Origin of the sequence: Falsochrobactrum tianjinense, assembly GCF_019100495.1 — a bacterium.
GTDB lineage: Bacteria > Pseudomonadota > Alphaproteobacteria > Rhizobiales > Rhizobiaceae > Brucella > Brucella tianjinense.
Genome location: NZ_JAHRVA010000002.1, coordinates 466,750 through 489,006, shown reverse-complemented (window position 1 = coordinate 489,006; position 22,257 = coordinate 466,750). Strand labels below are relative to the sequence as shown.

Below are 22,257 nucleotides of genomic sequence, written 5' to 3'. Positions count from 1 at the left end.
CCTGAAGGCCGCAGGTTCAAATCCTGCCCCCGCAACCAAAAAATAAATGCTATATCAAATAAAAAGCCCCAGACCGAAGTCTGGGGCTTTTTTGTTGAGCGCTTCGGTCAACGCTGCCACCATCATTGGTGGCAGTGCATTGAAGTGTTCGGTGCGCTCAATCAAGCGTGCGGCGGAATCGCAGAAGCGCCAGCGACGCAAAAAGCAACACAAAGAATATGAGCGCGTAGACCTCGCCCGCTATGTCGGATAGTCCCGCCCCTTTCAGCATCACCGATCGAACGATACGTAAGAAATAGGTGAGGGGAAAAATCTCGCCCAGAGCCTGCGCCCAGCTCGGCATTCCCAGAAATGGGAACATGAAGCCCGATAGCATCAGCGAAGGCAGAAAGAAAAAGAAGGTGAGCTGCATGGCCTGCATCTGCGTCCTAGAAACCGTCGAGATCGTATAACCCAGCAGTACCAGCGACAGGACGAAGATCAGCACGCAGGTTAGTAATACTGTCAACGAGCCGACGAAGGGTATGCCGAACAGAAGCTTTGCAGCAACGAGAACCACCGCCACCTGCACTGCGCCGACCACCAGAAATGGCAGGACCTTGCCCAGCATGATTTCGGCTGGTGAAGCGGGCATGGCGAGCAGATTTTCCATGGTGCCGCGCTCGATCTCGCGGGTCAGCGCCATTGCGGTCATCATTACCATGGTCATCTGCAATATCACACCCAGCAGGCCCGGAACGATATTGTATTGCGACACGCCTTCCGGATTGTAACGACGGTGCACGACGACCTGCAACTGGCTTCGGGCTGCATCCCGCGCCTCTGCCTGCTTGCCCTGTTCCCGCAAAAGCGCCTGACTGGCGAGCGTTCCGAGCGTCGAAATCGCGCCGCTCGCTACCGACGGATCGGTGGCGTCGGCTTCGATGAGGATTTGTGGCGCATCGCCTGCATCAACGCGCCGGGCAAAATCGGAAGGAATAGTTACGACAAATGAAACAGCCCCGCTGGCGATGAGAGCTTCGGCCTCAGCCGCGCTGCGCACCACATGATCAAAACGATAGTAACCCGTTGTTTCTAGCGCCGAAATCACAGCGCGCGTATAGTGATCGTTGCCGGTGGCGACCAAAGCGGTCGGCAGGTTTTTCGGATCGTTGTTGATCGCAAAGCCGAACAGGAGCAATTGCATCAGCGGTACCACGAGCATCATGGCAAAGGTGACGCGATCACGCCGCATCTGGATGAATTCCTTCGTCAATATGGCGCCCAGACGCGCGAAAGAGAACCAGCCGCCCCTCATGGTTTGCCGCCTTTCGACATATTATCCTGTGAATTGGCCATAAACTGGATAAAGACATCCTCCAGACTGGTTTCGCCTGCTTCAGCGGACACTCCGTCGCGATGCCTTATCTTGGTCAAGGCAGCTTCGAGCTTGGCCTTGTCGGAGCCAACGACATGCAGTGTCGCGCCGAAAGGGGCGACCTGATCAACGCCGGGTTCGTCTTCCAGTTCGCGCGCAATATCGCCAAGCCGTTGCCCGCTGACGACAAAGGTCGTAAGCCCGGCGCGCTCGATAACTTCGCTGACCGTTCCTGTGGCCAAAAGCTTGCCATAGGAAATGTAGCTGATGCGATGGCAGCGCTCAGCCTCATCCATGTAATGGGTCGAGACCAGAACCGTCAGGCCGCCATCGGCAAGGTGGTGGATTTCATCCCAGAAATCACGCCGTGCCTTGGGATCGACACCGGCAGTCGGCTCGTCAAGCAATAAAAGTTTCGGCTTGTGCATGATGCATGCAGCCAATGCCAAACGCTGCTTCCAGCCACCTGAAAGGGTACCGGCAAGCTGGTTACTGCGCGAGGTCAATCCAAGATCATCCAGGGTACGGGCCACATGCTCTTTAGCTGGCTTCAACTGATAAAGCCGGGCGACAAATTCCAGATTCTCGGCAATGGTCAGATCTTCGTAGAATGAAAAACGCTGGGTCATATAGCCGACCTCGCGCTTGATCTTGCCGCCTTGCGTCCTGAGGTCGTAGCCGAGAACCTGCCCTTCGCCCTCGTCCGGCGTCAGCAGCCCGCACATCATGCGGATGGTTGTGGTCTTGCCTGACCCGTTCGGCCCCAGAAAGCCGACAATCTCACCTTCTGCCACCGACATACTCACATGATCGACAACCGTGGCCTTGCCGAAACGTTTTACGAGTCCGCTCACATCGATTACGTTGGGCACGGCAACCTCCCGCTTATTTCGCCTCCAGATCGACATCGACGATCTGGCCGGGCTGTAGAGGGGATGATGGATCGAGGGGACGCGCCTCAACGAGATAGACCAGCTTCTGGCGGGTTTCGAGTGAATAAATGACAGGCGGTGTGAATTCAGGATCGGGCGAAACATAGCTCACGCGCGCCTGAAGGCCCGGCGGGCACCCATCGCAACGCACCGACAGCAACCCACCCACCTTGACGGATGAGAACCTGTCTTGCGGTATATAGATTTTCAGTTTTACCGCACCGTCCGGCAGCATGGTGAGGATAGGCGCGGATGGTCCGGCAATATCGCCGGGGTTGCGAATGATGTCGGTTATCCGGCCTGTAGCAGGCGCTTCGATCACCCGTTTGGCAAGATGCCAGCGCGCCGCATCAAGCTGGGCTTGCGCACTCTTTACCGCATTTTCGGCAGCGTTGATTTCCTCGGGGCGAGCAGGTAGGCGCCCCACTGCCAGATTAGCCGTGCTCTGGCCGATAGCGGCTTCGGCCAGTTCCACTTTTGTTGCGGCATCGTCGAGCTGTGCCTCGGTCATCACGCCGCGCTTGGCAAGGTCGCGCGTGCGCGCAAGCGTGCGGCGCGCATCACGCGCTTGAGCCTGGGCCGTGCGGACTTCCGCTTCCAGAACCGCGATCTCGTCAGGGCGTTTACCGACTTGCAGATTGGCCAGTTGCGCTCTGGCCTGCGCCAGCGTGGCTTCAGCCTGCGCGACCGCAATCTTCGCGTCCACGTCCTCGGTGCCCGCGACCGGCTTTCCTGCTTCCACCCGGTCGCCACGTCTCACCACCACTGAGCGCACCTGCGCGACCTCAAGCGGAGCAAGCTGTACGAATTCGCCTTCCACATAGCCGACCGCGAGCGGCTGCATAGTGCAAGCAGCAAACAGGGACGAGGCAAAGGGAAGAATGCACAGGAGGCTCATTATGCCGCATCTCCCTTTTCTGCTTCATCTCTGGCAGCAAACATGGCCGAAAGATTCTGCCGTGTGATGGTTGCAACGGCGGCAGCTTCGGCAGGGCCGATCTCTTTCCAGCCCATACGGCGTTTCACGGCTTCCTGCCCGATGCGGAAATAAATGACCTGTCCGATCAAGGTGAAAACGGTAAGCCGCGCGCCCTCGCTTTCGGCCGCTTCGCCCGTTGCTGCTTCCCATATGGCGCAAAGCCTGCGATGGGTCGGTTCGAATACGCCGGAATAGATGCGATTGAGGGCAGTGGTTGGGTGAGCCAGTTCACGCAGCAGAAACTGGACGATTTCGCCCGCTTCCGGCTGCGCCACAATGAAATGTACCATGCGTTCCAGCGCTGAAAGTAATTGCTCACGCGCGGCCTCTTTCGTTTCAGCGGGTGCGCCGATGCCCCCATAATGCCCCAGAGCCTGCCCGGCAAAACTCTGCATCGTTTCAACAATATAATCGGCAGCGGCAAGCCGCAGCCCTTCCTTATTGCCGAAGTGATAGGCGATGGAGCCTATATTCGCCTTGGCGATGCTGGCGATCTCACGCGTGGAGGTTGCATCGAAGCCCTTTGATCCAAAAAGATGCAGTGCCGCGTGAATGAGGGCCATTCGCGTCTGGTCGCTGGATAGGGACGCTTGGGTCCGCTCGTCTTGCCTTGGTGTAATCATGGTATTAGTTAATCAATCGATTGATTAACTGTCAAGTAGGTGATCCAGGCACGGCATATGGTTCACCTGCCGCTCAGTGGCGAGAAGCTCCAATGCCTTAATAGAAGTTAGGCTTGCAACCTGCACTGTCCAGCAGATAGATTGTCATGATTGTTTTGATAATTGGTAGGGTCAATGAATGACTTGTCATGACGGTGCGGATGGGGACTTCTGGCAGCCCCGGCTGGAAATGCGCAAGGGAATAACCAAGCACCGGCTTTTGACCGAGAAAATCGTCGAGGACGTGGACAGAGGAATTCTCCAGCCTTCAATGCGGATGCCGACGCATCGCGATCTGGCTCACCAGCTTGGCCTTTCCGTACAGACCGTCAGCATCAGCTACAAGGAAGCGGAACGCCGTGGCTATCTGCGTGGCGAAGTGGGGCGGGGGACTTATGTCTGCAATCGCGTGACGGAACGCGCCGATAGTTTCATGCTGGACCGCGACCCGAGCGGAGCCGCGGATCTGTCGATCATTCGCGCGGTCTATACGGAAGCGCATGAAAGCACGTCGCGTCGGCTGTTTGCCGAACTTAGCCAGAGCGAGAATGCTATCTTCATGCGGCCCTGCCGTCCTATTGCCGGACTTGACCGCCATCGAGCCATCGCACGCGACTGGTTGCGCGGGCTTTCCGTCGACGTCGACCCTGGACGCATCATCATTACCAACGGGGCGGCCCATGGGCTGTTCCTCGCCGTGGCTGCGGTGGTGCAGCCGGATGAGGTCGTGCTGACCGAAAGCCTGACCGATCACGGCATCATAGGGCTGGCGAATGTGCTCGGTTTCACCTTACGCGGCCTGCCGACCGATGAGCAGGGCATTCTGCCCGATGCATTCGAAGCAGCTTGCTCGGCAGGGGACGTAAGGGCGCTGGTCCTCATTCCGACCCTTGGTAATCCGACCGGCCATTTGATGGGGGCTCAAAGACGCATCGCCATTGCCGGGATCGCGCGACGCTTTGGCGTATGCGTCATAGAGGATGAAGTCTACAAGCCTATTCTGGAAGAGCCATTGCCCTCCATGGCCGAACTTCTGCCGGAACTGGGCTTCTTTGTCACCAGCTTCACCAAGACCGTCATGACCGGCTTGCGGACTGGCTATCTTGTTGTTCCCACGCATTATTCCATTCGGGTAACATCTATCCTGCGGGTGACGAGCTGGAGCGGCATCAATCTGGTTGCTGAAATGGCAAGCCGATGGATCGAAGACGGAACCACCACCGAGCTTCTGGAGCTTCAGCGAAGCGAATTACGCTCGCGGCAAGCGCTGGTGAGCGATATTCTCGGAGCGCATATCCTTGGCAGCAATCCGTTGTCGCTTTGCGCATGGCTGGGAATCCCGCGCAACTGGTCCGAAGACGGCCTGGTTCGTGCGCTGGCCAGCAAGGGCGTGGCGGTCACGCCCTCCGATCCGTTCGTGGTGGGCGGCGACCGCAGCAAAGGTGGAATTCGCATATGCCTGGGCGGAAGATTGTCACGCTCGGCTTTGCGGGCCGCGCTTGAAACAATCCGAGAAACCTTCGCACAATTGCCACCTATCTATGATGTAAGCTCGATCGCCTGAACGGTTGAATACTTAAAGAACCGATTGCAGGAACTCTTTCGTGCGCTCCTGCGTGGGCGTGTGGAATATCTGGTCGGGTGTTCCTTGCTCACAGATACGCCCCTTGTCGAAGAAGCAGACCCGATCTGAAACCTCGCGCGCGAAGCGCATCTCATGGGTGACAAGCAGCATGGTGAGGTCGTGCTCCTGCGCCAGACTGCGTATGACAGCCAGAACTTCGCCCACCAATTGTGGATCGAGCGCCGATGTCGGTTCATCGAACAGAAGAACGCGCGGGCGCATGGCGAGTGCGCGCGCAATGGCTACGCGTTGCTGTTGACCGCCCGAAAGCTGCGCGGGGAAATGATCCTTTTTATCGGAAAGCCCGACAAGCGAAAGCAGATCGAGTGCACGGGCTTCCGCCTCGTCACGCTTCATGCCCAGCACATGGATCGGGGCTTCGATAATATTGCGTAGAACAGACATATGCGGGAACAGATTGAAGCTCTGGAACACCATGCCGACATGCGCGCGGATTTTGCGCAAATGGGCTTCGCTGGCCTGAAACCGGCCTTTTCCGTTCGGCTCGTGATAGGGTATTCCAGCGAGTTCAAGCGTTCCTTCCTGAAATGGTTCCAGCGTCATGAGGATACGCAGCACCGTCGATTTACCTGATCCCGAGGGGCCGATCAGTGTTACTTTCTCGCCCGTCGTGACCGAGAAATTGAAGCCGTCCAGAACTGTCAGCGCTCCGAAGCGTTTGGTTACATCCTGAAAGTGGATAATTTCCTCGGTCATTTGAGTGCGATCCCATTTTTTGGAAGATTGCGTTCGAGCAGGCGAATAGCCGCCGAGCAGATAAGTGTCAGAATGAGGAAAATCAGGCCGACCATTGATAGCGGCACCAGATATTCAAAGGTGCGGTCTCCGATAAGGTTGGCGAGATTGAGCATATCGACAATGCTGACGACCGAAAGCACCGGCGTTTCCTTGAGCATCGAAACCAGATAATTGCCCATAGTCGGTATGATGCGGGGTATGGCCTGTGGAATGACGATATTGCGATAGGTGCGCCATGGCGTGAGATTGAGTGCCCGCGCCGCTTCCCATTGCCCGCGCGCAATGGCCTCGATACCGCCGCGATAAACTTCGGACGTATAGGCCGAATATTGCAATCCCAGCGCCAGAGCCCCGGTGAGGAAGGCAGGCAATATGATGCCATAGACCGGCAGGACATAATAAAGGAAGAAAAGCTGCACCAGCAAGGGTGTGTCGCGCAGAAATTCGACGACCACTACGGTCGGCCAGGATATGAACACGAAACGGCTGCGTCGTAAAAGTGCAAAGACAAGGCCGAGAACCAGCGCGATTGCGAAACCTGCCGCAGCGGCTTTCAGCGTTACGGTGAGCCCGATCGCCAGAATTGGTAGAATCGAGATGGCGAAAGAGAGCGAAGTGGTGGTGTCCCAAGCGTAACCGTAGATCATGCGAAGCCCCCCACCATCGTTTGCCGTTTCAGGCGCCGTTCCAGCCAGCGGATAGCTGCGGACAGGACGAGCGCCATGGCGAAGTAACCCAGCAGCGTGAGAGAATAGATCGTCACATTGTCGAGCGTGAGGTTGCGCAGCCGCTGCGCCTGAAAGGTCAGGTCACTGATCGCAATCAGCGAGGCGAGTGCGGTGTCCTTGAGATTGTGGATGGCAAGATTGCCGAAAGCAGGCATCATTTCCACTACGGCTTGCGGCAGGATGACATGAAACAGTGTATGTACTTTACTGAAATTGAGCGCCCGCGCGGCCTCGTGCTGGGCTTCGGGCACAGCCTGCAAGGCACCTCGCACGACCTCCGCGCCATAGGCGCCGATATTGAGGCCAAGCCCCACGATCCCCGTGGTGATCGGGTCGAAGGAAACGCCCATCAGGGGCAGGGCGTAGTAAAGCCAGAACAACTGCACCAGCAGGGACGTACCGCGAAAGATCTCGATATAGACGACCGCAATCGTAGAAAGGATCGGCCCACCGGCAAAACGGGCAATACCGGCGGCAAATGCCATGATCGCGCCCAGCGTCATTGAACTCAAGGCGAGAACAGCAGTGATTTGTGCGCCTTCAAAAAGGGCAGGAAGATATTCCGTCCAATGCATTTGGGCGTCTCCCGGCAGGAATGAGAGAAAACCTGCCGTCCCGAATGAACGGAACGGCAGGCATAACGGCGATTATTTTCCGGCGCAAAGGCTTTCCGTATCTGCTGAGCGTGCGGCCTCCACACTCTCTTCGCTCAGGCCGTAGGTCATGAGGATTTTCGAGTAGTCGTCAGTCTTCTTGAACTCGATCAGTTCCTTGTTGAAGGCTGCGAAGAAATCCTTGTCCTCGGGCCGGAAGCTGAAAGCGCCAAAACTTCTTGCGGGCTTGCCATCAACGACAGGGTCGGTGAAAGGATGAGCCTGCTCAAGTTCCGGCGAATTTTCGACCAGCTTCGCCACTGTCAGTTCGGTAGCGGCATAAGCGTCCGCGCGTCCGGTCTGGACGGTGGAGGGCGCATCGGCATTCCCTTGGAGCATTACGATCTGCGTGTCATCGATGCCCATGGCGTGCAGGAAGTCGATCTGGTCCGCGCCCGATACGATGGCGACCTTCAGCGAGGGGTCTTTCTTAATGTCATCATAGGAATGAATTTTCTTCGGATTGCCCTTGGGGACCAGAAGGCCTTCACCGTAACTCGAATTCGGCACGCTAAACTGCACCTGCTTGCAGCGTTCAGGCAGGATGGCCTGTTCGGCCGCTACGAACTCAAATCGCTTGGCCTTCAGTCCGGGGATAAGTGAGCCGAAAGGCGTGACGGTCCACTCTATTTCCTCCAGGCCGAGCTTCTTGAAGATTACGGCTGCTACGTCCGGGCCAATGCCCTTGGCTGCACCGCTTGCATCCATATAGCCGTAAGGCACTTCGTTGGCGGTGGCACCGCGAACAAAACCGGCGCTTTTGAGATCGTCCACCGTGACAGCTTGCGACGGGACGGCCAGGGCAATGACGGCTGCTGCGGAAAACAGGGCGGAAATTGTATGAAGTTTCATGCGCATTGTGTTCACTCCTCTATATGGATGCCGGTTGTTTGTTGCTCCGGCTTTTGCTTCAGATATTTACGGGGCCTCGCTGATTGTGGCTATCACCGAGAGACAATCGCCCATCTTGATAAGCCCCGGAAAATGGCGGGCGGCGAGAATGCCATCCAACGCGGCGCGATATTCCTGCGGCGCCCTGCCGGTGCGGTTTACCGTATGAATGCGGGCTATGATGTCGCCTGTGCGAACTGTTGCCCCCAAATCGACAAGCGGTTCCAGAAGCCCATCGTTCTCGGCAAAGCCGAAACAATCCTGCGAAGGCATATCGAGCCATGTGGTCGGTGAAAGCTCAACCTCGCCTTCCAGAATGCCTGCATGGCGCAAAAGATTGCCAATTCCGCGCTTTGCAATTGCCGCCGTACGCGCTGAAATCGTGCCACCACCTGCAAGTTCTGTAGTGACGAATAATTTGCCTGCTTCTTCTGCGGTCGTATCATACATGCCAACGGCATCAATTTCGATCATCCGCATGGAAAAAGGTGCCGAAAACGCTTTGACCGCAGCAAAGCAACGGGCCTCCTGCGCCTTGTCAGGTAAAGCGTGAGCCGCCGCATAGGGCAGGAAATCGAGCGTGCGCCCGCCGGAATGGAAGTCCATGACGATATCGGCAGCGGGCAGAAGATAGCGTGTGAAATAGTCTGCGATCTTTTCCGTGACCGTTCCATCCGGGCGACCGGGGAAGCTGCGATTGAGATTGCCTTTGTCGATGGGCGATGTGCGTGTTCCGGCCATGAAGGCGGGATAATTCATGGCAGGCACGATGATGACGCGCCCGCTTATGCGTTCGGGCGCAAGATTGACGGCGAGATCGTAAAGGGCGACCGGGCCTTCATATTCGTCACCATGATTGCCGCCGGTCAGAAGTGCGGTTGGTCCGTCGCCATTGCGGATGACACAGATCGGCAGCATCAGCGAACCCCAGGCGGAATCGTCACGCGACCAGGGCAGTCTCAGATGGCCATGCTGCACGCCGTCACGGTCGAGATCGACGGTGGGCGTGATCGAAGAGGGGTGGGGCGGTGGCGTCGTGTGCATCATCGCCTAATCCTTCACCACCAGCTTGCGCGGCACACTGGACAGGCATTCGACGCCCTTATCCGTAATGACGATGCTTTCAGTGATCTCCAGCCCCATGGTTTCCAGCCACAGGCCGGACATGAAATGGAAGGTCATGCCCGGTTGCAATTCGGTGCGGTCGCCGGGACGAAGACTCATGGTGCGCTCGCCCCAATCGGGCGGATAGGAAAGGCCAATCGAATAGCCGGTGCGGTTGTCCTTGACGATGCCGTACTTCTTGAGAATGTCGAAGAAGCCATTGGCGATGTCTTCGCATGTATTGCCGGGACGGGCGGCTGCAAGCCCGGCTTCCATGCCTTCAAGCGTTGCCTTTTCCGCATCGAGGAAAGCCTGTGTCGGCTTGCCGAGAAAGACCGTCCGCGACAACGGGCAATGATAGCGTTTGTAGCAGCCGGCAATCTCGAAAAACGTGCCTTCGCCGGTTTTCATCGGCAGGTCGTTCCATGTGAGGTGCGGGGCCGAAGCGTCGATGCCGGATGGCAATAGGGGTACAATGGCGGGATAGTCGCCGCCAAAACCATCAACGCCGCGAATGCCCGCATCGTAGATTTCAGCCACCAGATCGCATTTTCTCATGCCCGGCTCGATCTTTTCGACGATGCGCTGGTGCATGGCTTCCACAATGCGGCCCGCCTTGCGCATATAGTCGATCTCGGTCGGGCTTTTAACAGCACGCTGCCAGTTGACGAGGCCCTGTGCATCCTTGAAACGCGCATTCGGCAGGTGCTTTTGCAAGGAGTGATGGGCGGCTGCGGTATACCAGTAATTGTCGAATTCGACCGCAATCGTGCTGTTGCCCCAGCCGCGTCCCTCAATGGTCGCGGCCAGCAAATCCATGGGGTGCCGCTCGGTGGATTGCACATAATGGTCGGGATAGCCGACAATATTATCGTGAGCGATCCATGCTGTGCGTTTTGCACCATTGCCGTCCTGCCCGCGCCCGTACCAGATAGGCTCGCCGTCCGTGGCCAGCACGACGCATTGATGGACATAGAAAGACCACCCGTCATAGCCGGTCAGCCAGTGCATATTCGATGGATCAGTGACGATGATGAGATCGACGCCTGCCTTCTCCATGGCGCGGCGAGTTTTAGCAATCCGCTGATCATATTCTGCGCGGGTGAAGTTGAGTTCCGCACTCATTGAATGGCTCCTGCAATTTTGCGTGAATCGATTTTCATGCCTGCATCGCGGGCTATGGCGCGTTGCGTGGCGAGGCGTGCAATCGCCGTGTCCTGAACGCCGGTGCCGGTAAGATCGCAGAAAGTAATGTCTTCCGGTGAGCGGCGGAACGTTTCGGCATCGAGAATGATCTGGCCGAGTTCCGGGAAGCTGGCATTGGTCTCGACAATTCCGGCGGCGATAGCGTGGTGCAATTCGCCCAGCCTGCGCGTCTGGCTGAGATTGTCGGCGACATAGACGATGCTGCGACGGAAAAGCGCTGGGTCGATCTCGTTTTTATGCTCGGCATCCGAGCCCATGGCGGTCACATGCTGGCCGGGTTCCAGCCACTCCGCTTGCACCAGCGGTTGTTCCGATGGTGTTGTCGTTATGAGAATATCGCTGCCCCGGCAGGCTTCGCGCGCATCGGCAACGGCTTTAACGGAAATGCCGAGCTTTGCTGACAGATCGTTTGCCGTACTTTTCGCTTTTTCCATGTCACGCGCCCAGATCCGCGCTTGCGTGATGGGGCGCACGAGCAGCAAGGCTTCGAGTTGCAGCCCCGCTTGCATGCCTGCGCCGAAAACAGTCGCGATGCTTGTGTTCTCGCGCGAGAGATACTTTGCGGCAACAGCTCCGGCTGCGGCGGTGCGCACATCAGTCAGATAGCCATTATCGAGCAGCAACGCTTCAATGAGGCCGGTTTTAGCGGAAAACTGAATCATCAACCCATTGGTTGAAGGAAGGCCGATAGATGGATTGTTGAAAAAGCCGGGACTGATCTTGATAGCGAAGCTGTCCAGCCCCGGAATATAGGCGGTCTTCACATCGACTTCGCCGCGTTCGGCGGGAATATCAAGGCGCAGGATCGGGGGCATGCGGACGCCGCCACCTGCGAGCGCCCGAAATGCATCCTCAACGCAGGCAATGCTTTCGCGATCCAGCGTCACAAGCTGGCGGAGATCGCTTTCAGTCAGAATAGTCATTCCGGTCATCAGCCTGCCCTCCGATAGCTGTTTTCCATGATTGCGCGGTGTTGTTCAGGATCAATATTGCCGCCCGATACGATGATCGCGGTCGGCCCATCGGGCCGGATTTTTCCCGCAAGTACTGCCGCGATGCCGACGGCCGCTGCCCCTTCGATGATTTCGCCCTCAATCTCGGCCGCGTGCCGGATACCGGCAGCAATTTCGTCCTCATCGAGCAGGATCACATCATCAAGTAACGCCCGGCACATATTGAAAGTCCAGCGATTGTGCAGGCCGATGCCCCCGCCCAAAGAATCGGCCAGCGTGTCGAGCTCTTCGACTTCCACCGGCTTTCCCGCTGCAAGACTGGCCTGCATGGCGGCCCCCCGCCGCATGGAAATGCCGATTACTTTCGCCTCCGGACGTTTTGCCTTGACCGCCGCTGCAATTCCGGCCGCAAGTCCGCCTCCCGACAAAGGCACAAGCACTGTTCCCACATCAGGAAGTGCGTCGATAATTTCCAGCCCGATGGTTCCCTGGCCGGCGATGATGCGTGGATCGTCGAAGGGCGGAATCGCATTCATGCCCTTTTCGCGCACGAACCGCTCCACTTCCTCCATCGCGTCGTCCTGCGATTTGCCAGTGATGCATACCTGCGCACCAAGTTTGCGAATAGCTTCGACCTTGTTGTGCGGCACGAGGGCGGAAAGGCAGATCGTAGCGGTCAGCCCTTGAGTGGATGCAGCATGCGCCAGAGCACGCCCGTGATTGCCGGTGGAGGCGGTCACAAGTCCATTGCGCCGCTCTTCTTCCGACAAACACAGAAGTGCATTGGTTGCGCCACGCAGCTTGAAACTGCCGGTTGGCTGATGGTTTTCGAGTTTGAGAAATACCGGCACTCCGACTTGCCCGCTCAGGCTTTCGGAGCGGACAAGCGGCGTTGCTGCGATATGGGCTTTCAGCCTTTCACGCGCCGCTTCGATTTCTGAAACACCGACCATCCCCCTCATGGCGTCCGCCCCTCCAGACAAAGCGTCAAAAGGGAAGGGGACGCTGCGCAATATTGCGTGCGATGACAAGCAAGTATATTCCGGGCGCAACAAAGCACCCATGCGAAACCGTAAGGCCGCATTCTCGTTCCCCATGTGTTTATTCTTATCGTTAATACTATGTGTGGAAGAGCAAGTTGATCATGTCAATGGCTATATTGGATCATTACAATTTTGATGTTAGCTATTTTTGGACTGCACGCACTTGCCAGTGAGAAGGAGCCATGCCAATGAGAAAGGCATAATCTTCTTACCGCACCGGAACTGTGTGATGAAAACCGCTCTCAAGCTCGATACTGTCGATTTTCGTATTCTGGAAGCGGTGCAGGAAAATGCGCGGATCACCAGATCGGCGCTTGCTGAAAAAGTTGGGCTTTCGCCCACGCCATGCTGGCTGCGGCTGCGCAAGCTTGAAGAAGCAGGTATCATCACCGGCTATCATGCGCATATTGCACTGCGAAAGGTTGCCCCCATTGCTCATGTCGCGGTGCAGATCACGCTCGGCAATCATCGCCAAAGTGACTTCGACCGCTTCGAGCGGGCGGTTTGCGCGATTCCAGAAATCGTTTCCTGTTGGTCGGTTGGTGGTGGTGTCGATTATTTCCTGATGATCGTGGCCCACGATATCGACAGCTATCAACGTCTGATCGACCGTATGCTTGACCAGAACATCGGGATCGAGCGCTATTTCACCTATATCGTGACCAAGCTGGTCAAGGACGAGAAGACTGGCGTGCCGTTATCGCTGCTGGCAGGGAAACCCGAATAGACCGATCTGCCTGTTGGACCATCCGAGAATAGTCCAATTCACTCGTTTGGCCTCTCTCTTTAGTCCGATTTTCAATCCAGATCGTGTCATGCTTTTCCGCAGAAACGGGAGAAGCATAATGAATGCCATTCTGGACCATCCGATACAGCATGACGGATTAGGCAGACTTCAGGACAAGCATCTTTTCCGCGAACTGGCCTATATTGACGGGCGCTGGGTGGCGGGTGAGAAAGCAGAAACTTTTGCCGTCACCGATCCGGCGACAGGGCGTCGGCTCGCCCATGTGGCGAGCCTTGAGGAAGGGCAGGCGGCGCTTGCCATTGATGCGGCAGAGAAAGCCTTTCCCGCGTGGAGCGGCCGACTACCGCAGGAGCGGGCCGCGATATTGCGCCGCTGGTATGAGCTTGTCCTTGCCAACCGTGAGGATCTCGCGGTGCTCATGACGCTGGAGCAAGGCAAGCCGCTTGGCGAATCCCGTGGGGAAATTGATTATGGCGCCTCCTTTATCGAGTGGTTTGCGGAAGAGGCGAAGCGACTTAACGGTGAGACCATTGCCAGCCATCTGCCCGATGCGGAAATGCTCGTGCGCCGTGAAGCGCTGGGCGTTGTCGCGCTGGTGACGCCATGGAATTTCCCCAATGCCATGATTACGCGCAAGGCGGCGGCGGCTATCGCGGCTGGCTGCCCGGTCGTGATCCATCCATCGTCGGAAACACCTCTTTCTGCATTGGCTCTGGCCGAGCTCGCAGAGCGCGCCGACATGCCCGCAGGCGTCTTCAATGTCGTGACCGGTGCGGCGGCTCCGATTGTCGATGCGTTCTGCCGGGACGAGCGCGTGCGCGCGCTCAGTTTTACCGGCTCCACCGAGATCGGAAAAATGATCTCCGGCAAATGTGCAGCAACCGTGAAAAGGCTTGTCATGGAACTGGGCGGACATGCGCCGCTGATTATCTTCGACGATGCCGACATTGACCGCGCGGTGGATATTGCCATGGCCGCAAAATTCGCCACCTCCGGACAGGACTGCCTCGCCGCGAACCGGATATTCGTACAGCGCGGTATTTATGCACCCTTTGCGGAAGCCTTTGCATCCCGCATTGCGGCGTTGAAAACCGGAAACGGTCTTGATCCCGCGAGTGAAATCGGCCCGTTGATGCATGTCCGCGCCGTCGACAAGGTGGAAGAGCATGTGCGTGACGCCTGCAAACACGGTGCGAAAATTCAGGTTGGCGGCAACCGCATCGGAAACGATACGCTTTTCTTCGAGCCGACATTGCTCGTTGATGTGCCTCATGACGCGGCCCTTATGCATGAAGAAACATTCGGCCCGGTGGCGGCAGTCACCGTTTTTGATAGTGAAGATGAGGTGATCGCGCGCGCTAATGCCACGCAATACGGTCTCGTCGCCTATGTGGTGACGGCCAATGGCGCAAGGCAGCTTCGCATGGGCCGTGCGCTCGAATATGGCATGGTCGCCATCAACCGCGCCAAAATCACTGGCGCGCCGATCCCTTTTGGCGGCTGGAAACAGTCGGGACTGGGACGTGAAGGCGCACGTCAAGGCATCGAAGCTTTCACCGAACTCAAATATCTGTGCATCGATACCGTCGCTTGAATGCGTCGTGACAGGAAAGGACATGACAATGTTGAATAAAAGCAATGAACTTATCGCTTGGGATCGCGACCATTTCTTCCATCCATCCACGCATATGGGTATGCATGCGCGCGGCGAAACGCCGACGCGCGTATTGGGCGGCGGTGAAGGCGTTTTCATTACCGATGTGAACGGGCGTAAAAGCCTCGATGCCTTTGCCGGGCTTTATTGCGTCAATGTCGGCTACGGCCGTAAGGAAATCGCCGATGCGATCGCCAAACAGGCGCACGAACTTGCCTATTACCACGCTTATGTCGGCCATGGGACCGAAGCGTCGATTACGCTTTCCAAGATGATTATCGACCGGGCGCCAGACCATATGAGCCGAGTTTATTTTGGCCTGTCCGGTTCCGATGCCAATGAAACCAATATCAAGCTGATCTGGTATTACAACAATATTCTCGGGCGCCCGGAAAAGAAGAAAATCATTTCACGCTGGCGCGGCTATCATGGCTCCGGCGTCATGACTGGCAGCCTGACGGGGCTTGGCGCTTTCCATAATGCATTCGATCTGCCGCGCGCGCCGATTCTTCACACCGAGGCCCCCTATTATTTCCGCCGTCCGGACCGCTCCATGAACGAAGAGCAATTCGCGCAATATTGTGCGGACAAGCTGGAAGAAATGATCCTTGCCGAAGGGCCGGATACGATTGCCGCCTTTATTGGCGAGCCGGTGCTGGGGACGGGCGGCATCGTGCCGCCGCCTGATGGTTACTGGCAGAAAATCCAGGCCGTTCTCGACCGCTACGATATTCTGCTTGTCGCTGATGAGGTCGTGACCGGCTTTGGCCGTCTGGGCAGCATGTTCGGCTCTGACCATTACGGGATGAAGCCCGATCTGATTACGATCGCCAAGGGTCTTACTTCCGCCTATGCACCATTGTCGGGTTCGATCGTGTCTGAGCGCATGTGGGAGGTGCTGGTGCAGGGATCGGACCAGATGGGTCCGATTGGCCACGGCTGGACTTATTCCGCACATCCGATTTGTGCTGCGGCGGGTGTCGCCAATCTGCAACTCATCGATGAATTGAAGCTGGTTGAAAATGCCGGTTCCACCGGTGCCTATTTCCGTAAAGCCTTGCAGGATGCCCTTGGCGACCACAAGCATATTGGAGAAATTCGCGGCGAAGGTCTGATGGCGGCAATCGAGTTTGTCGAAGATCGGGATGATCGCAAATTTTTCGATGCATCGCAGAAGATCGGTGCACAGGTATCGACGGCACTGCTTGCCAATTGCGTTATTGGCCGCGCTATGCCGGAGGGCGATATTCTGGGATTTGCGCCGCCGCTTTGTCTGACTCGCGATGAAGCGGACCAGGTCGTTGCAGCAACGAAGAAAGCCGTCGCAACAGTATTTGGATAGGATTAGGCTATGGGGCCAATCTGAAATTCGTATGACCATACAGTGAGGTTGCGAGCGAATTTCGGGTTCAAAGCCACACTAAAGGAGCGCAAGCTCGAATTATGGATTGAAGAATATGAAAAAAGGCCGCGGCAGATCCGCGGCCCTTTTATTGGGATAGATTAGCTCTTACGCAGGTCGGCAAGGATTTCCTGGATGCGGTCAACGACATCCGCACCAATTTCATCCTTGTGCTTGTCATATACGACCTTGGACTTCTCCAGCATGCGCGCCTGCTCTTCAGGCGAGAGCTTGTTCACTTCAAGCCCGGCTTCCTTGATCTTCTCAAGCGACTTGAGGTTGAGTTCGCGGATAACCTTGCGTTCTTCATCACGACCGAGATTGGCGCATTCGCGCAATGCGGCCTGTTCTTCGGTCGAATAACTGTCGAAGATCGGCTTGGAGAAGAGGAACAGGAACGGCGTATAAGCGTGGTTGGTCTCAGTGATGTATTTCTGAACCTCATAGAACTTTGAGGTGTCGATGGTCACGTAAGGATTTTCCTGCGCATCGATTGCCTTGGTTTCCAGAGCGGAGAAGATTTCACCGAAAGCCATTGGCGTCGCATTGGCGCCGAAATTCTGGAATGTATCGAGGAAAATGTTATTCTGCATGACGCGAATTTTCATTCCCTCGAAGTCTTCCCACTTGGTAACGGGGCGCTTGGAATTGGACAGGTTGCGGAAACCATTTTCCCAATAGCCCAGATTGACGAGACCAACTGCTTCAAGCTTTTCGTTTATCATGTCGCCGAACTCACCATCCATGACGGTATCGGCTTCCTTGTCATTGGCAAACAGGAATGGCAGGTCGAAAACGCCCAGAGCCGGCAGAATGCCGACAAGCGGTGAAGACGATGTTACGACGCCTTCCTGTACGCCTGAACGCAGAGCCTGCGTTGCCTGAAGGTCGCCGCCCAGAGCACCGCCCCAGAATGCGGTGATTTTCATCTTGCCGCCGGACTTTTCATCCAGGCAGGCATTCATGACCTTGATGCCGTTGCCCACCGGATGGTCTTCATTGATACCGTTGGAAACGCGGATATTGCGCGTCTGGAAGTCAGCCAGAGCGGGTGCGGTGACGGCGACCGATATCAGTGCGGATGTAGCGAGTAATGCCAGTTTTTTCATAGTATCCTCCCTAAGGATAATGGTGGTTAAGGTTGTAATGGTAAGAACTAGTAAAGCCAGTTCATTGGGACGATGACGAGCTGGGGAAACAACACCAGCAGGAGCAGGATTGCGACCTGTGAGGCCAGGAACGGCCATATGCCGATAACGACTTTGCCCAGCGGAACTCGTGAAACCCCGCTGACCACGTTCAGCACAACCCCGACCGGTGGTGTAATCAGCCCGATACAGGTGTTCATGACGAACATTACGCCGAAGTAAACCGGATCGATGCCAGCCTTCGTGATGATGGGCATCAATACCGGAGTCAGAATCAGGATCGAAGGCGTCAGGTCCAGTGCTGTGCCCACGATCAGAACAAGGATCATGATCGCAAACATCAGCAGTTTCGGGTTCTCGATCAAAGGCTCGATATAGCCGGTGATTTCAGCAGGGATATTGGCAGCCGTAATCAGCCACGAGGAAACCAGTGCCGCAGCAACGAGGAACATAATGACGGACGTTGTTTTCGCCGCGCGCAGGAACACGCCGTAAAGATCGACCAGCTTGAGTTCGCGATAGATGAACATGCCGACAAACAGCGCGTACATGGCGGCGACAACAGCCGCTTCTGTCGGCGTCATGACGCCCATACGGATGCCGCCAAGAATAATCACCGGCATACCAAGCGCCCACAAGGCGCGGCCCGTCGCAGCCCAGCGTTGTGCGCTGGTCTGCTTTTCCAGAGTCTGGATATTGTCTTTACGAACCACAATCAGCCAGGTGATGGTCAGGCCGGCGGCCATAAGCAAGCCGGGAAAAATACCGGCCATGAACAGCTTGGTGATCGACACATTGGCGGCGACGCCAAAGACGATGAATGCCATGGACGGAGGGATGACCGGGGCGATGATGCCGCCAGCGGCCATCAGGCCGGCCGAGCGTGGGACGTTATAACCGGCGCGCGCCATCATCGGGACCAGGATTGCGGCAAGCGCTGCGGTGTCGGCGGCGGCCGAACCCGACACACTGGCCATGATAATAGCCGCCAGAATCGCGACAATGCCAAGACCGCCGCGAATATGTCCGACACAGGCAATGGCGAAATCGATGATGCGGCGCGACAGGCCGCCAGAATTCATCAATTCACCCGCCAGAATGAAGAATGGAATGGCGAGCAGCGTAAAGGAATCGACCCCTGCGATCATGTTCTGTGCAATGATCTGCGTATTGAACATGCCCATGTAGGTCATCAGAATGACGCCGCAGAACATCAGTGCAAAAGCGACGGGAACGCCAATCGCCATAGAGCCCAGTAGCGAGCCGACGAATACAAGTAGAGTCATCTCAGCGCTCCGTCAGCTCTTCAATTGAGAGATTTTCACCCGCGAAATGGGCTATCTCGTCGTCTGTGACGCGTCCGGTCAACAACCGGATCAGCCGCTCTAGCGCGATGATGAAAATGCCGCCGCCGGTAAACAGGCCGATGCCATAAACATAGATCATCGGCAGGCCGGTGACGGGCGCATGCATGCTGGCATTAATGCCTGATTGCTTCCATGTGCCCCAGAAAAAAATGCCTGAGCATAGCAAGATCACCAGATTGGTAAGGATCATGCAGAATATGCGTCCGCTACGGGAAAACCTGGCGACCAGAGTCTCGATGCCCAGATGGCCGTTTTCGCGAAATGTCAGAACGGCGCCAAGGAAGCTGACCCAAATGAAAAAATAGCGTGAGAGCTCGTCCGAGACATTGAGCCCGGAATTGGCCGCATACCGCAATACAACATTAAGGAAGACCATAGCTGCCATCGCGGCCAGGCAGAACACCAGAAGTGCTCCTATAAAACCATAAAAAAGATCGACAGCTTTTTTCATAAAGCCTCCGTCATGCGGGTCTAAAAGGGTATAGAACCGGAGATTGTTGGATGAGCACACCTATGCCGAATGCCTGCTCACGACACTTGCCGAACTGGCGCTGTTCCGTGCATTGGATTGGGCATAATCATCCTCCATTCGATGCCGTCGGGCCTGTATTCTTCATCAGGCATCTTGTTGTCAGGATGTCTGACAACGCCTCCATTTTGCCTAATAGTATGAGTTTGCCCATGAGTCCAGACCAGTCCGGCATTGCCAGCTATACTGGATGAACTGCCCGTTTTGGACGCTGCATTTAATGTCGATCCATCACCGCAAGAAACACCGATTTCCAGAATATGGACCACTTCAATCGATTCAATCGGTGCCTTTGTATGATAGTTCGCAAGATATTGAAATATCGCCTTCATTTTTTGCTACCGGTCATAGTGAACCTTTCGACTGGATCGGTTTTTGCCTTTACGTCGGGTGCCTTGACGGTGGGTAGCCGAGGCGCAAGCGGTTTAAACCTGCCTGCAAAAAAATCTGTGAGATATTGTTATTTTTTGAGAGGGCTGCGCACGGATCAGATGACGAACCAACCCGTGCGCCGGATTTAACAGGTGATTCAGATGTCGTTTCTATCGCTTGTGCGGCGTGACACGGTGAATGCCTTGTCCATTTCAGGGTTCAGTTCCATGCCCAATCCCGCGCCGGGCGGCACGGTAATCATGCCGTTTTTCACTTCTGGCAAGGCCGTGACGAGGTCGCGATACCAGGTGTTATAGAAGGCTCGCACGCTTTCCTGAATCAGCGCGTTTGGTGCATTCAATGACAGATGGGTCGAAGCGCAAAGAACAACCGGACCGGTGCAATCGTGCGGGGCAACCGGCAGATGCCAGGCTTCAGCCATGGACGCGATTTTACGCGCTTCCGACAGCCCGCCGCACCAGGAAATATCGAGCATCATCACGCCGGCGGCGCCGGTTTCCAGCAAGTCGCGGAACGCCCAGCGTGACCCAAGCGTTTCCGAAGCTGAAATTGGCGCATGGCTGACTTCCGCATAGCGCTTGAGACTGCCAAGACTATCCATCTTGATCGGGTCTTCGTGCCAGAATGTCTTGAACGGGTTGAGTTCGCGGGCAATCTGTATAGCGGGCAGCAATTGCCACATCGAATGAAACTCGACCATGATGTCCATCTTGTCGCCGACAGCCGACCGAATCTTTTCGAAAGGCTCAAGGGCGGCGCGTAGATCCGGCGACGAAATATATTGGCCGCGTGTTTTTTCTGCAGCCATATCGAACGGCCAGATTTTCATTGCCGTAATACCGTCTTCGAGCAGCGACAGGGCCAATTCGTCGGCGCGATGCAAAAACCCGTTGAGGTCGTCATAGTTTTCATGGCCATCGGCAAGACCGTAATTTTCCGACTGCTGGCCGGTCGCCTTTTTGATGTATTCAACGCCCGCACAGGTATTGTAGGTACGGATTTTCCGGCGGCTGAACCCGCCCAGTAGTTGTGCGATCGGCAGATTGGTGGCTTTGCCAAACAAATCCCACAATGCGATGTCAAAGGCGGAATTGCCGCGTACTTCAGCACCAGTCGAGCGGAAGCCGAGATAACCCGTCAATTCATTGGCCAGAAGATCAATCTGCAATGGATCGCGCCCGATAACGCGCGGCGCGATATATTCGTGAATATACGCTTCAACTGTCTTCGACATGAAGAAGGTTTCGCCGAGGCCGACCAGGCCTTCATCGGTATGCACCTGAACCCAGAGAAGGTTCGGGCGCTCATCGATGCGGATGGTTTCAATTGCGGTAATTTTCATGGGAGTTCACCTTACAAAATGCCTGCATTCAGCAGCGCACGAACGCTTTCGTCGAAATGAGTTGCCATATGGGTTTGCGCGGACTGTGGATCGCCCGCCCTGATTGCCTCGGCGATAAGACGGTGGACATCAAGCATGAAACCCTGCTCGCGGCTGGTCGCACGGCTGCGCCAGCCAATGGGCCATGTTTGTCTGGTGGCGCCTTCAAACGCCCCGATAATGATCGAAAATACCGGATTTTTACTGGCGCGCGCGATTTCCTGATGGAAGCACAGATCATGCTCCATCAATTTGTCCGGATCGCGCGCTTGCTCAGTCATCATGGCTGCATGACGGCAGATCAGATCTGCTTGCTCATCGGAACGGCGCAGAGCAGCAAGGGCCGCTGTGCGGATTTCGATGGTTCGGCGTACATCGTAAATCTGCTGGATCGTAATCTGGTCGGTGGATATTCCATGGTCGATCAAGGGCGCCATGGATGAAAAATCCAGTGCCGCGACAGTTGCTCTTTTCCCGGTATTGAGTTCGATCAGGCGGAGCGCGGCCAGTGACTGAAACGCTTCCCGCACCACTGTACGGGAAACACCCATCTCTTTGGCGATATCGCCTTCACTTGGCAGGCGGTCACCGGGGCTTAGTTCCTCAAGCCGAATGCGCTCGGTCAAGGTGCCTATGACTGTGCTGACCAGAGAGTCTGCGCCTTCCATATCGTCAACTCCTCAAACCTGTATGATAGGTTATGATTATTTGTTATGACAGGATTGTAGGGGAGTCAATCAGTAC

Annotated in this window: 22 protein-coding genes; 4 read left to right on the top strand and 18 right to left on the bottom strand. The window is 56.2% G+C overall.

All coding sequences use genetic code 11. From position 1 onward, the window contains the following. Nucleotides 1–157 precede the first annotated feature (157 nt). Genes KUG47_RS07825 through KUG47_RS07810 form a run of 4 tightly spaced genes read right to left on the bottom strand, consistent with a single transcriptional unit; the run spans nucleotide 158 to nucleotide 3,891 of the window. Nucleotides 158–1,297: an ABC transporter permease gene (locus KUG47_RS07825; RefSeq protein WP_217677374.1), complete on the bottom strand. Its 1,140-nt coding sequence runs from the start codon at nucleotides 1,295–1,297 to the stop codon at nucleotides 158–160. Beyond that, nucleotides 1,294–2,229, bottom strand: a complete 936-nt coding sequence (locus KUG47_RS07820; RefSeq protein WP_217677373.1) for an ABC transporter ATP-binding protein — start codon at nucleotides 2,227–2,229, stop codon at nucleotides 1,294–1,296. Before KUG47_RS07820 ends, KUG47_RS07825 begins: the two co-directional genes overlap by 4 nt. A 13-nt stretch (nucleotides 2,230–2,242) precedes the next feature. Then, on the bottom strand, nucleotides 2,243–3,187 hold the full coding sequence (locus tag KUG47_RS07815) for an HlyD family secretion protein (protein WP_217677372.1): 945 nt from the start codon (nucleotides 3,185–3,187) through the stop codon (nucleotides 2,243–2,245). Then, on the bottom strand, nucleotides 3,187–3,891 hold the full coding sequence (locus KUG47_RS07810) for a CerR family C-terminal domain-containing protein (RefSeq protein ID WP_217677371.1): 705 nt from the start codon (nucleotides 3,889–3,891) through the stop codon (nucleotides 3,187–3,189). Before KUG47_RS07810 ends, KUG47_RS07815 begins: the two co-directional genes overlap by 1 nt. Nucleotides 3,892–4,069: 178 nt before the next feature. Here KUG47_RS07810 and ehuR point away from each other — a divergent pair, with 178 nt between their 5' ends. Further along, nucleotides 4,070–5,494, top strand: coding sequence for a MocR-like ectoine utilization transcription factor EhuR (gene ehuR, locus KUG47_RS07805; RefSeq protein WP_217677370.1), 1,425 nt, complete (start codon nucleotides 4,070–4,072; stop codon nucleotides 5,492–5,494). A 12-nt stretch (nucleotides 5,495–5,506) separates the two neighbouring features. Here the strand turns inward: ehuR and ehuA are convergent, their stop codons facing one another. The 8 genes from ehuA to eutB form a co-directional block, all read right to left on the bottom strand. Then, complete coding sequence (gene ehuA, locus KUG47_RS07800) at nucleotides 5,507–6,271, bottom strand: ectoine/hydroxyectoine ABC transporter ATP-binding protein EhuA (protein ID WP_217677369.1); 765 nt, start codon at nucleotides 6,269–6,271, stop codon at nucleotides 5,507–5,509. Next, complete coding sequence (ehuD, locus tag KUG47_RS07795; protein WP_217677368.1) at nucleotides 6,268–6,960, bottom strand: ectoine/hydroxyectoine ABC transporter permease subunit EhuD; 693 nt, start codon at nucleotides 6,958–6,960, stop codon at nucleotides 6,268–6,270. The genes ehuA and ehuD overlap by 4 nt, the downstream gene beginning before the upstream one ends. Continuing rightward, the gene (gene ehuC, locus KUG47_RS07790) at nucleotides 6,957–7,616 is read right to left on the bottom strand and encodes an ectoine/hydroxyectoine ABC transporter permease subunit EhuC (RefSeq protein WP_217677367.1); all 660 of its coding nucleotides are present in this window, start codon (nucleotides 7,614–7,616) and stop codon (nucleotides 6,957–6,959) included. Before ehuC ends, ehuD begins: the two co-directional genes overlap by 4 nt. Nucleotides 7,617–7,688: 72 nt before the next feature. Beyond that, the gene (ehuB, locus tag KUG47_RS07785) at nucleotides 7,689–8,552 is read right to left on the bottom strand and encodes an ectoine/hydroxyectoine ABC transporter substrate-binding protein EhuB (protein ID WP_217677366.1); all 864 of its coding nucleotides are present in this window, start codon (nucleotides 8,550–8,552) and stop codon (nucleotides 7,689–7,691) included. A gap of 60 nt (nucleotides 8,553–8,612) precedes the next feature. Next, entirely contained in the window at nucleotides 8,613–9,632 is a 1,020-nt protein-coding gene (doeB, locus tag KUG47_RS07780) for a N(2)-acetyl-L-2,4-diaminobutanoate deacetylase DoeB (RefSeq protein ID WP_217677365.1), read from the bottom strand. 3 nt (nucleotides 9,633–9,635) lie between these two features. After that, on the bottom strand, nucleotides 9,636–10,814 hold the full coding sequence (gene doeA / locus KUG47_RS07775; RefSeq protein ID WP_217677364.1) for an ectoine hydrolase DoeA: 1,179 nt from the start codon (nucleotides 10,812–10,814) through the stop codon (nucleotides 9,636–9,638). After that, a complete protein-coding gene (locus tag KUG47_RS07770) occupies nucleotides 10,811–11,827 on the bottom strand; it encodes a cyclodeaminase (RefSeq protein WP_217677363.1) in 1,017 nt (338 codons plus the stop codon). The genes doeA and KUG47_RS07770 overlap by 4 nt, the downstream gene beginning before the upstream one ends. Next, on the bottom strand, nucleotides 11,827–12,801 hold the full coding sequence (gene eutB / locus KUG47_RS07765) for a hydroxyectoine utilization dehydratase EutB (protein ID WP_217677417.1): 975 nt from the start codon (nucleotides 12,799–12,801) through the stop codon (nucleotides 11,827–11,829). Before eutB ends, KUG47_RS07770 begins: the two co-directional genes overlap by 1 nt. A 319-nt stretch (nucleotides 12,802–13,120) precedes the next feature. On the opposite strand from eutB, the gene KUG47_RS07760 reads away from it, so the two are divergent. From KUG47_RS07760 to KUG47_RS07750, 3 genes are all read left to right on the top strand, one after another. Then, nucleotides 13,121–13,618 (top strand): Lrp/AsnC family transcriptional regulator, encoded by a 498-nt coding sequence (locus KUG47_RS07760; RefSeq protein WP_217677362.1) that lies wholly within the window; start codon nucleotides 13,121–13,123, stop codon nucleotides 13,616–13,618. Nucleotides 13,619–13,736: 118 nt separating this feature from the next. Further along, a complete protein-coding gene (locus KUG47_RS07755; RefSeq protein WP_217677361.1) occupies nucleotides 13,737–15,233 on the top strand; it encodes an NAD-dependent succinate-semialdehyde dehydrogenase in 1,497 nt (498 codons plus the stop codon). Nucleotides 15,234–15,261: 28 nt separating this feature from the next. Then, nucleotides 15,262–16,635, top strand: a complete 1,374-nt coding sequence (locus KUG47_RS07750) for an aspartate aminotransferase family protein (RefSeq protein ID WP_217677416.1) — start codon at nucleotides 15,262–15,264, stop codon at nucleotides 16,633–16,635. 161 nt (nucleotides 16,636–16,796) lie between these two features. On the opposite strand, the gene KUG47_RS07745 is transcribed toward KUG47_RS07750, so the two are convergent. From KUG47_RS07745 to KUG47_RS07720, 6 genes are all read right to left on the bottom strand, one after another. Next, nucleotides 16,797–17,804 (bottom strand): TRAP transporter substrate-binding protein, encoded by a 1,008-nt coding sequence (locus KUG47_RS07745; RefSeq protein ID WP_217677360.1) that lies wholly within the window; start codon nucleotides 17,802–17,804, stop codon nucleotides 16,797–16,799. A 47-nt stretch (nucleotides 17,805–17,851) separates the two neighbouring features. Then, a complete protein-coding gene (locus tag KUG47_RS07740) occupies nucleotides 17,852–19,129 on the bottom strand; it encodes a TRAP transporter large permease (protein WP_217677359.1) in 1,278 nt (425 codons plus the stop codon). A 1-nt stretch (nucleotide 19,130) separates the two neighbouring features. Next, nucleotides 19,131–19,661 (bottom strand): TRAP transporter small permease, encoded by a 531-nt coding sequence (locus tag KUG47_RS07735; protein ID WP_217677358.1) that lies wholly within the window; start codon nucleotides 19,659–19,661, stop codon nucleotides 19,131–19,133. A 77-nt stretch (nucleotides 19,662–19,738) separates the two neighbouring features. Further along, complete coding sequence (locus tag KUG47_RS07730) at nucleotides 19,739–20,071, bottom strand: hypothetical protein (RefSeq protein ID WP_217677357.1); 333 nt, start codon at nucleotides 20,069–20,071, stop codon at nucleotides 19,739–19,741. Between the two features lie 197 nt (nucleotides 20,072–20,268). After that, entirely contained in the window at nucleotides 20,269–21,474 is a 1,206-nt protein-coding gene (locus tag KUG47_RS07725) for a mandelate racemase/muconate lactonizing enzyme family protein (RefSeq protein WP_217677356.1), read from the bottom strand. A gap of 11 nt (nucleotides 21,475–21,485) precedes the next feature. Continuing rightward, complete coding sequence (locus KUG47_RS07720; RefSeq protein WP_217677355.1) at nucleotides 21,486–22,181, bottom strand: FadR/GntR family transcriptional regulator; 696 nt, start codon at nucleotides 22,179–22,181, stop codon at nucleotides 21,486–21,488. Between the last annotated feature and the right edge of the window lie 76 nt (nucleotides 22,182–22,257).

Excerpts from the sequence above, each read along its gene's own strand:
- KUG47_RS07825 (WP_217677374.1), bottom strand. The coding sequence starts at position 1,297 with ATGAGGGGCGGCTGGTTCTCTTTCGCGCGTCTGGGCGCCATATTGACG.
- KUG47_RS07815 (WP_217677372.1), bottom strand. The coding sequence starts at position 3,187 with ATGAGCCTCCTGTGCATTCTTCCCTTTGCCTCGTCCCTGTTTGCTGCT.
- KUG47_RS07810 (WP_217677371.1), bottom strand. The coding sequence starts at position 3,891 with ATGATTACACCAAGGCAAGACGAGCGGACCCAAGCGTCCCTATCCAGC.
- ehuR (WP_217677370.1), top strand. The coding sequence starts at position 4,070 with ATGACTTGTCATGACGGTGCGGATGGGGACTTCTGGCAGCCCCGGCTG.
- ehuA (WP_217677369.1), bottom strand. The coding sequence starts at position 6,271 with ATGACCGAGGAAATTATCCACTTTCAGGATGTAACCAAACGCTTCGGA.
- ehuD (WP_217677368.1), bottom strand. The coding sequence starts at position 6,960 with ATGATCTACGGTTACGCTTGGGACACCACCACTTCGCTCTCTTTCGCC.
- ehuC (WP_217677367.1), bottom strand. The coding sequence starts at position 7,616 with ATGCATTGGACGGAATATCTTCCTGCCCTTTTTGAAGGCGCACAAATC.
- ehuB (WP_217677366.1), bottom strand. The coding sequence starts at position 8,552 with ATGCGCATGAAACTTCATACAATTTCCGCCCTGTTTTCCGCAGCAGCC.
- doeB (WP_217677365.1), bottom strand. The coding sequence starts at position 9,632 with ATGATGCACACGACGCCACCGCCCCACCCCTCTTCGATCACGCCCACC.
- doeA (WP_217677364.1), bottom strand. The coding sequence starts at position 10,814 with ATGAGTGCGGAACTCAACTTCACCCGCGCAGAATATGATCAGCGGATT.
- KUG47_RS07770 (WP_217677363.1), bottom strand. The coding sequence starts at position 11,827 with ATGACCGGAATGACTATTCTGACTGAAAGCGATCTCCGCCAGCTTGTG.
- eutB (WP_217677417.1), bottom strand. The coding sequence starts at position 12,801 with ATGGTCGGTGTTTCAGAAATCGAAGCGGCGCGTGAAAGGCTGAAAGCC.
- KUG47_RS07760 (WP_217677362.1), top strand. The coding sequence starts at position 13,121 with ATGAAAACCGCTCTCAAGCTCGATACTGTCGATTTTCGTATTCTGGAA.
- KUG47_RS07755 (WP_217677361.1), top strand. The coding sequence starts at position 13,737 with ATGAATGCCATTCTGGACCATCCGATACAGCATGACGGATTAGGCAGA.
- KUG47_RS07750 (WP_217677416.1), top strand. The coding sequence starts at position 15,262 with ATGTTGAATAAAAGCAATGAACTTATCGCTTGGGATCGCGACCATTTC.
- KUG47_RS07745 (WP_217677360.1), bottom strand. The coding sequence starts at position 17,804 with ATGAAAAAACTGGCATTACTCGCTACATCCGCACTGATATCGGTCGCC.
- KUG47_RS07740 (WP_217677359.1), bottom strand. The coding sequence starts at position 19,129 with ATGACTCTACTTGTATTCGTCGGCTCGCTACTGGGCTCTATGGCGATT.
- KUG47_RS07735 (WP_217677358.1), bottom strand. The coding sequence starts at position 19,661 with ATGAAAAAAGCTGTCGATCTTTTTTATGGTTTTATAGGAGCACTTCTG.
- KUG47_RS07730 (WP_217677357.1), bottom strand. The coding sequence starts at position 20,071 with ATGAAGGCGATATTTCAATATCTTGCGAACTATCATACAAAGGCACCG.
- KUG47_RS07725 (WP_217677356.1), bottom strand. The coding sequence starts at position 21,474 with ATGAAAATTACCGCAATTGAAACCATCCGCATCGATGAGCGCCCGAAC.
- KUG47_RS07720 (WP_217677355.1), bottom strand. The coding sequence starts at position 22,181 with ATGGAAGGCGCAGACTCTCTGGTCAGCACAGTCATAGGCACCTTGACC.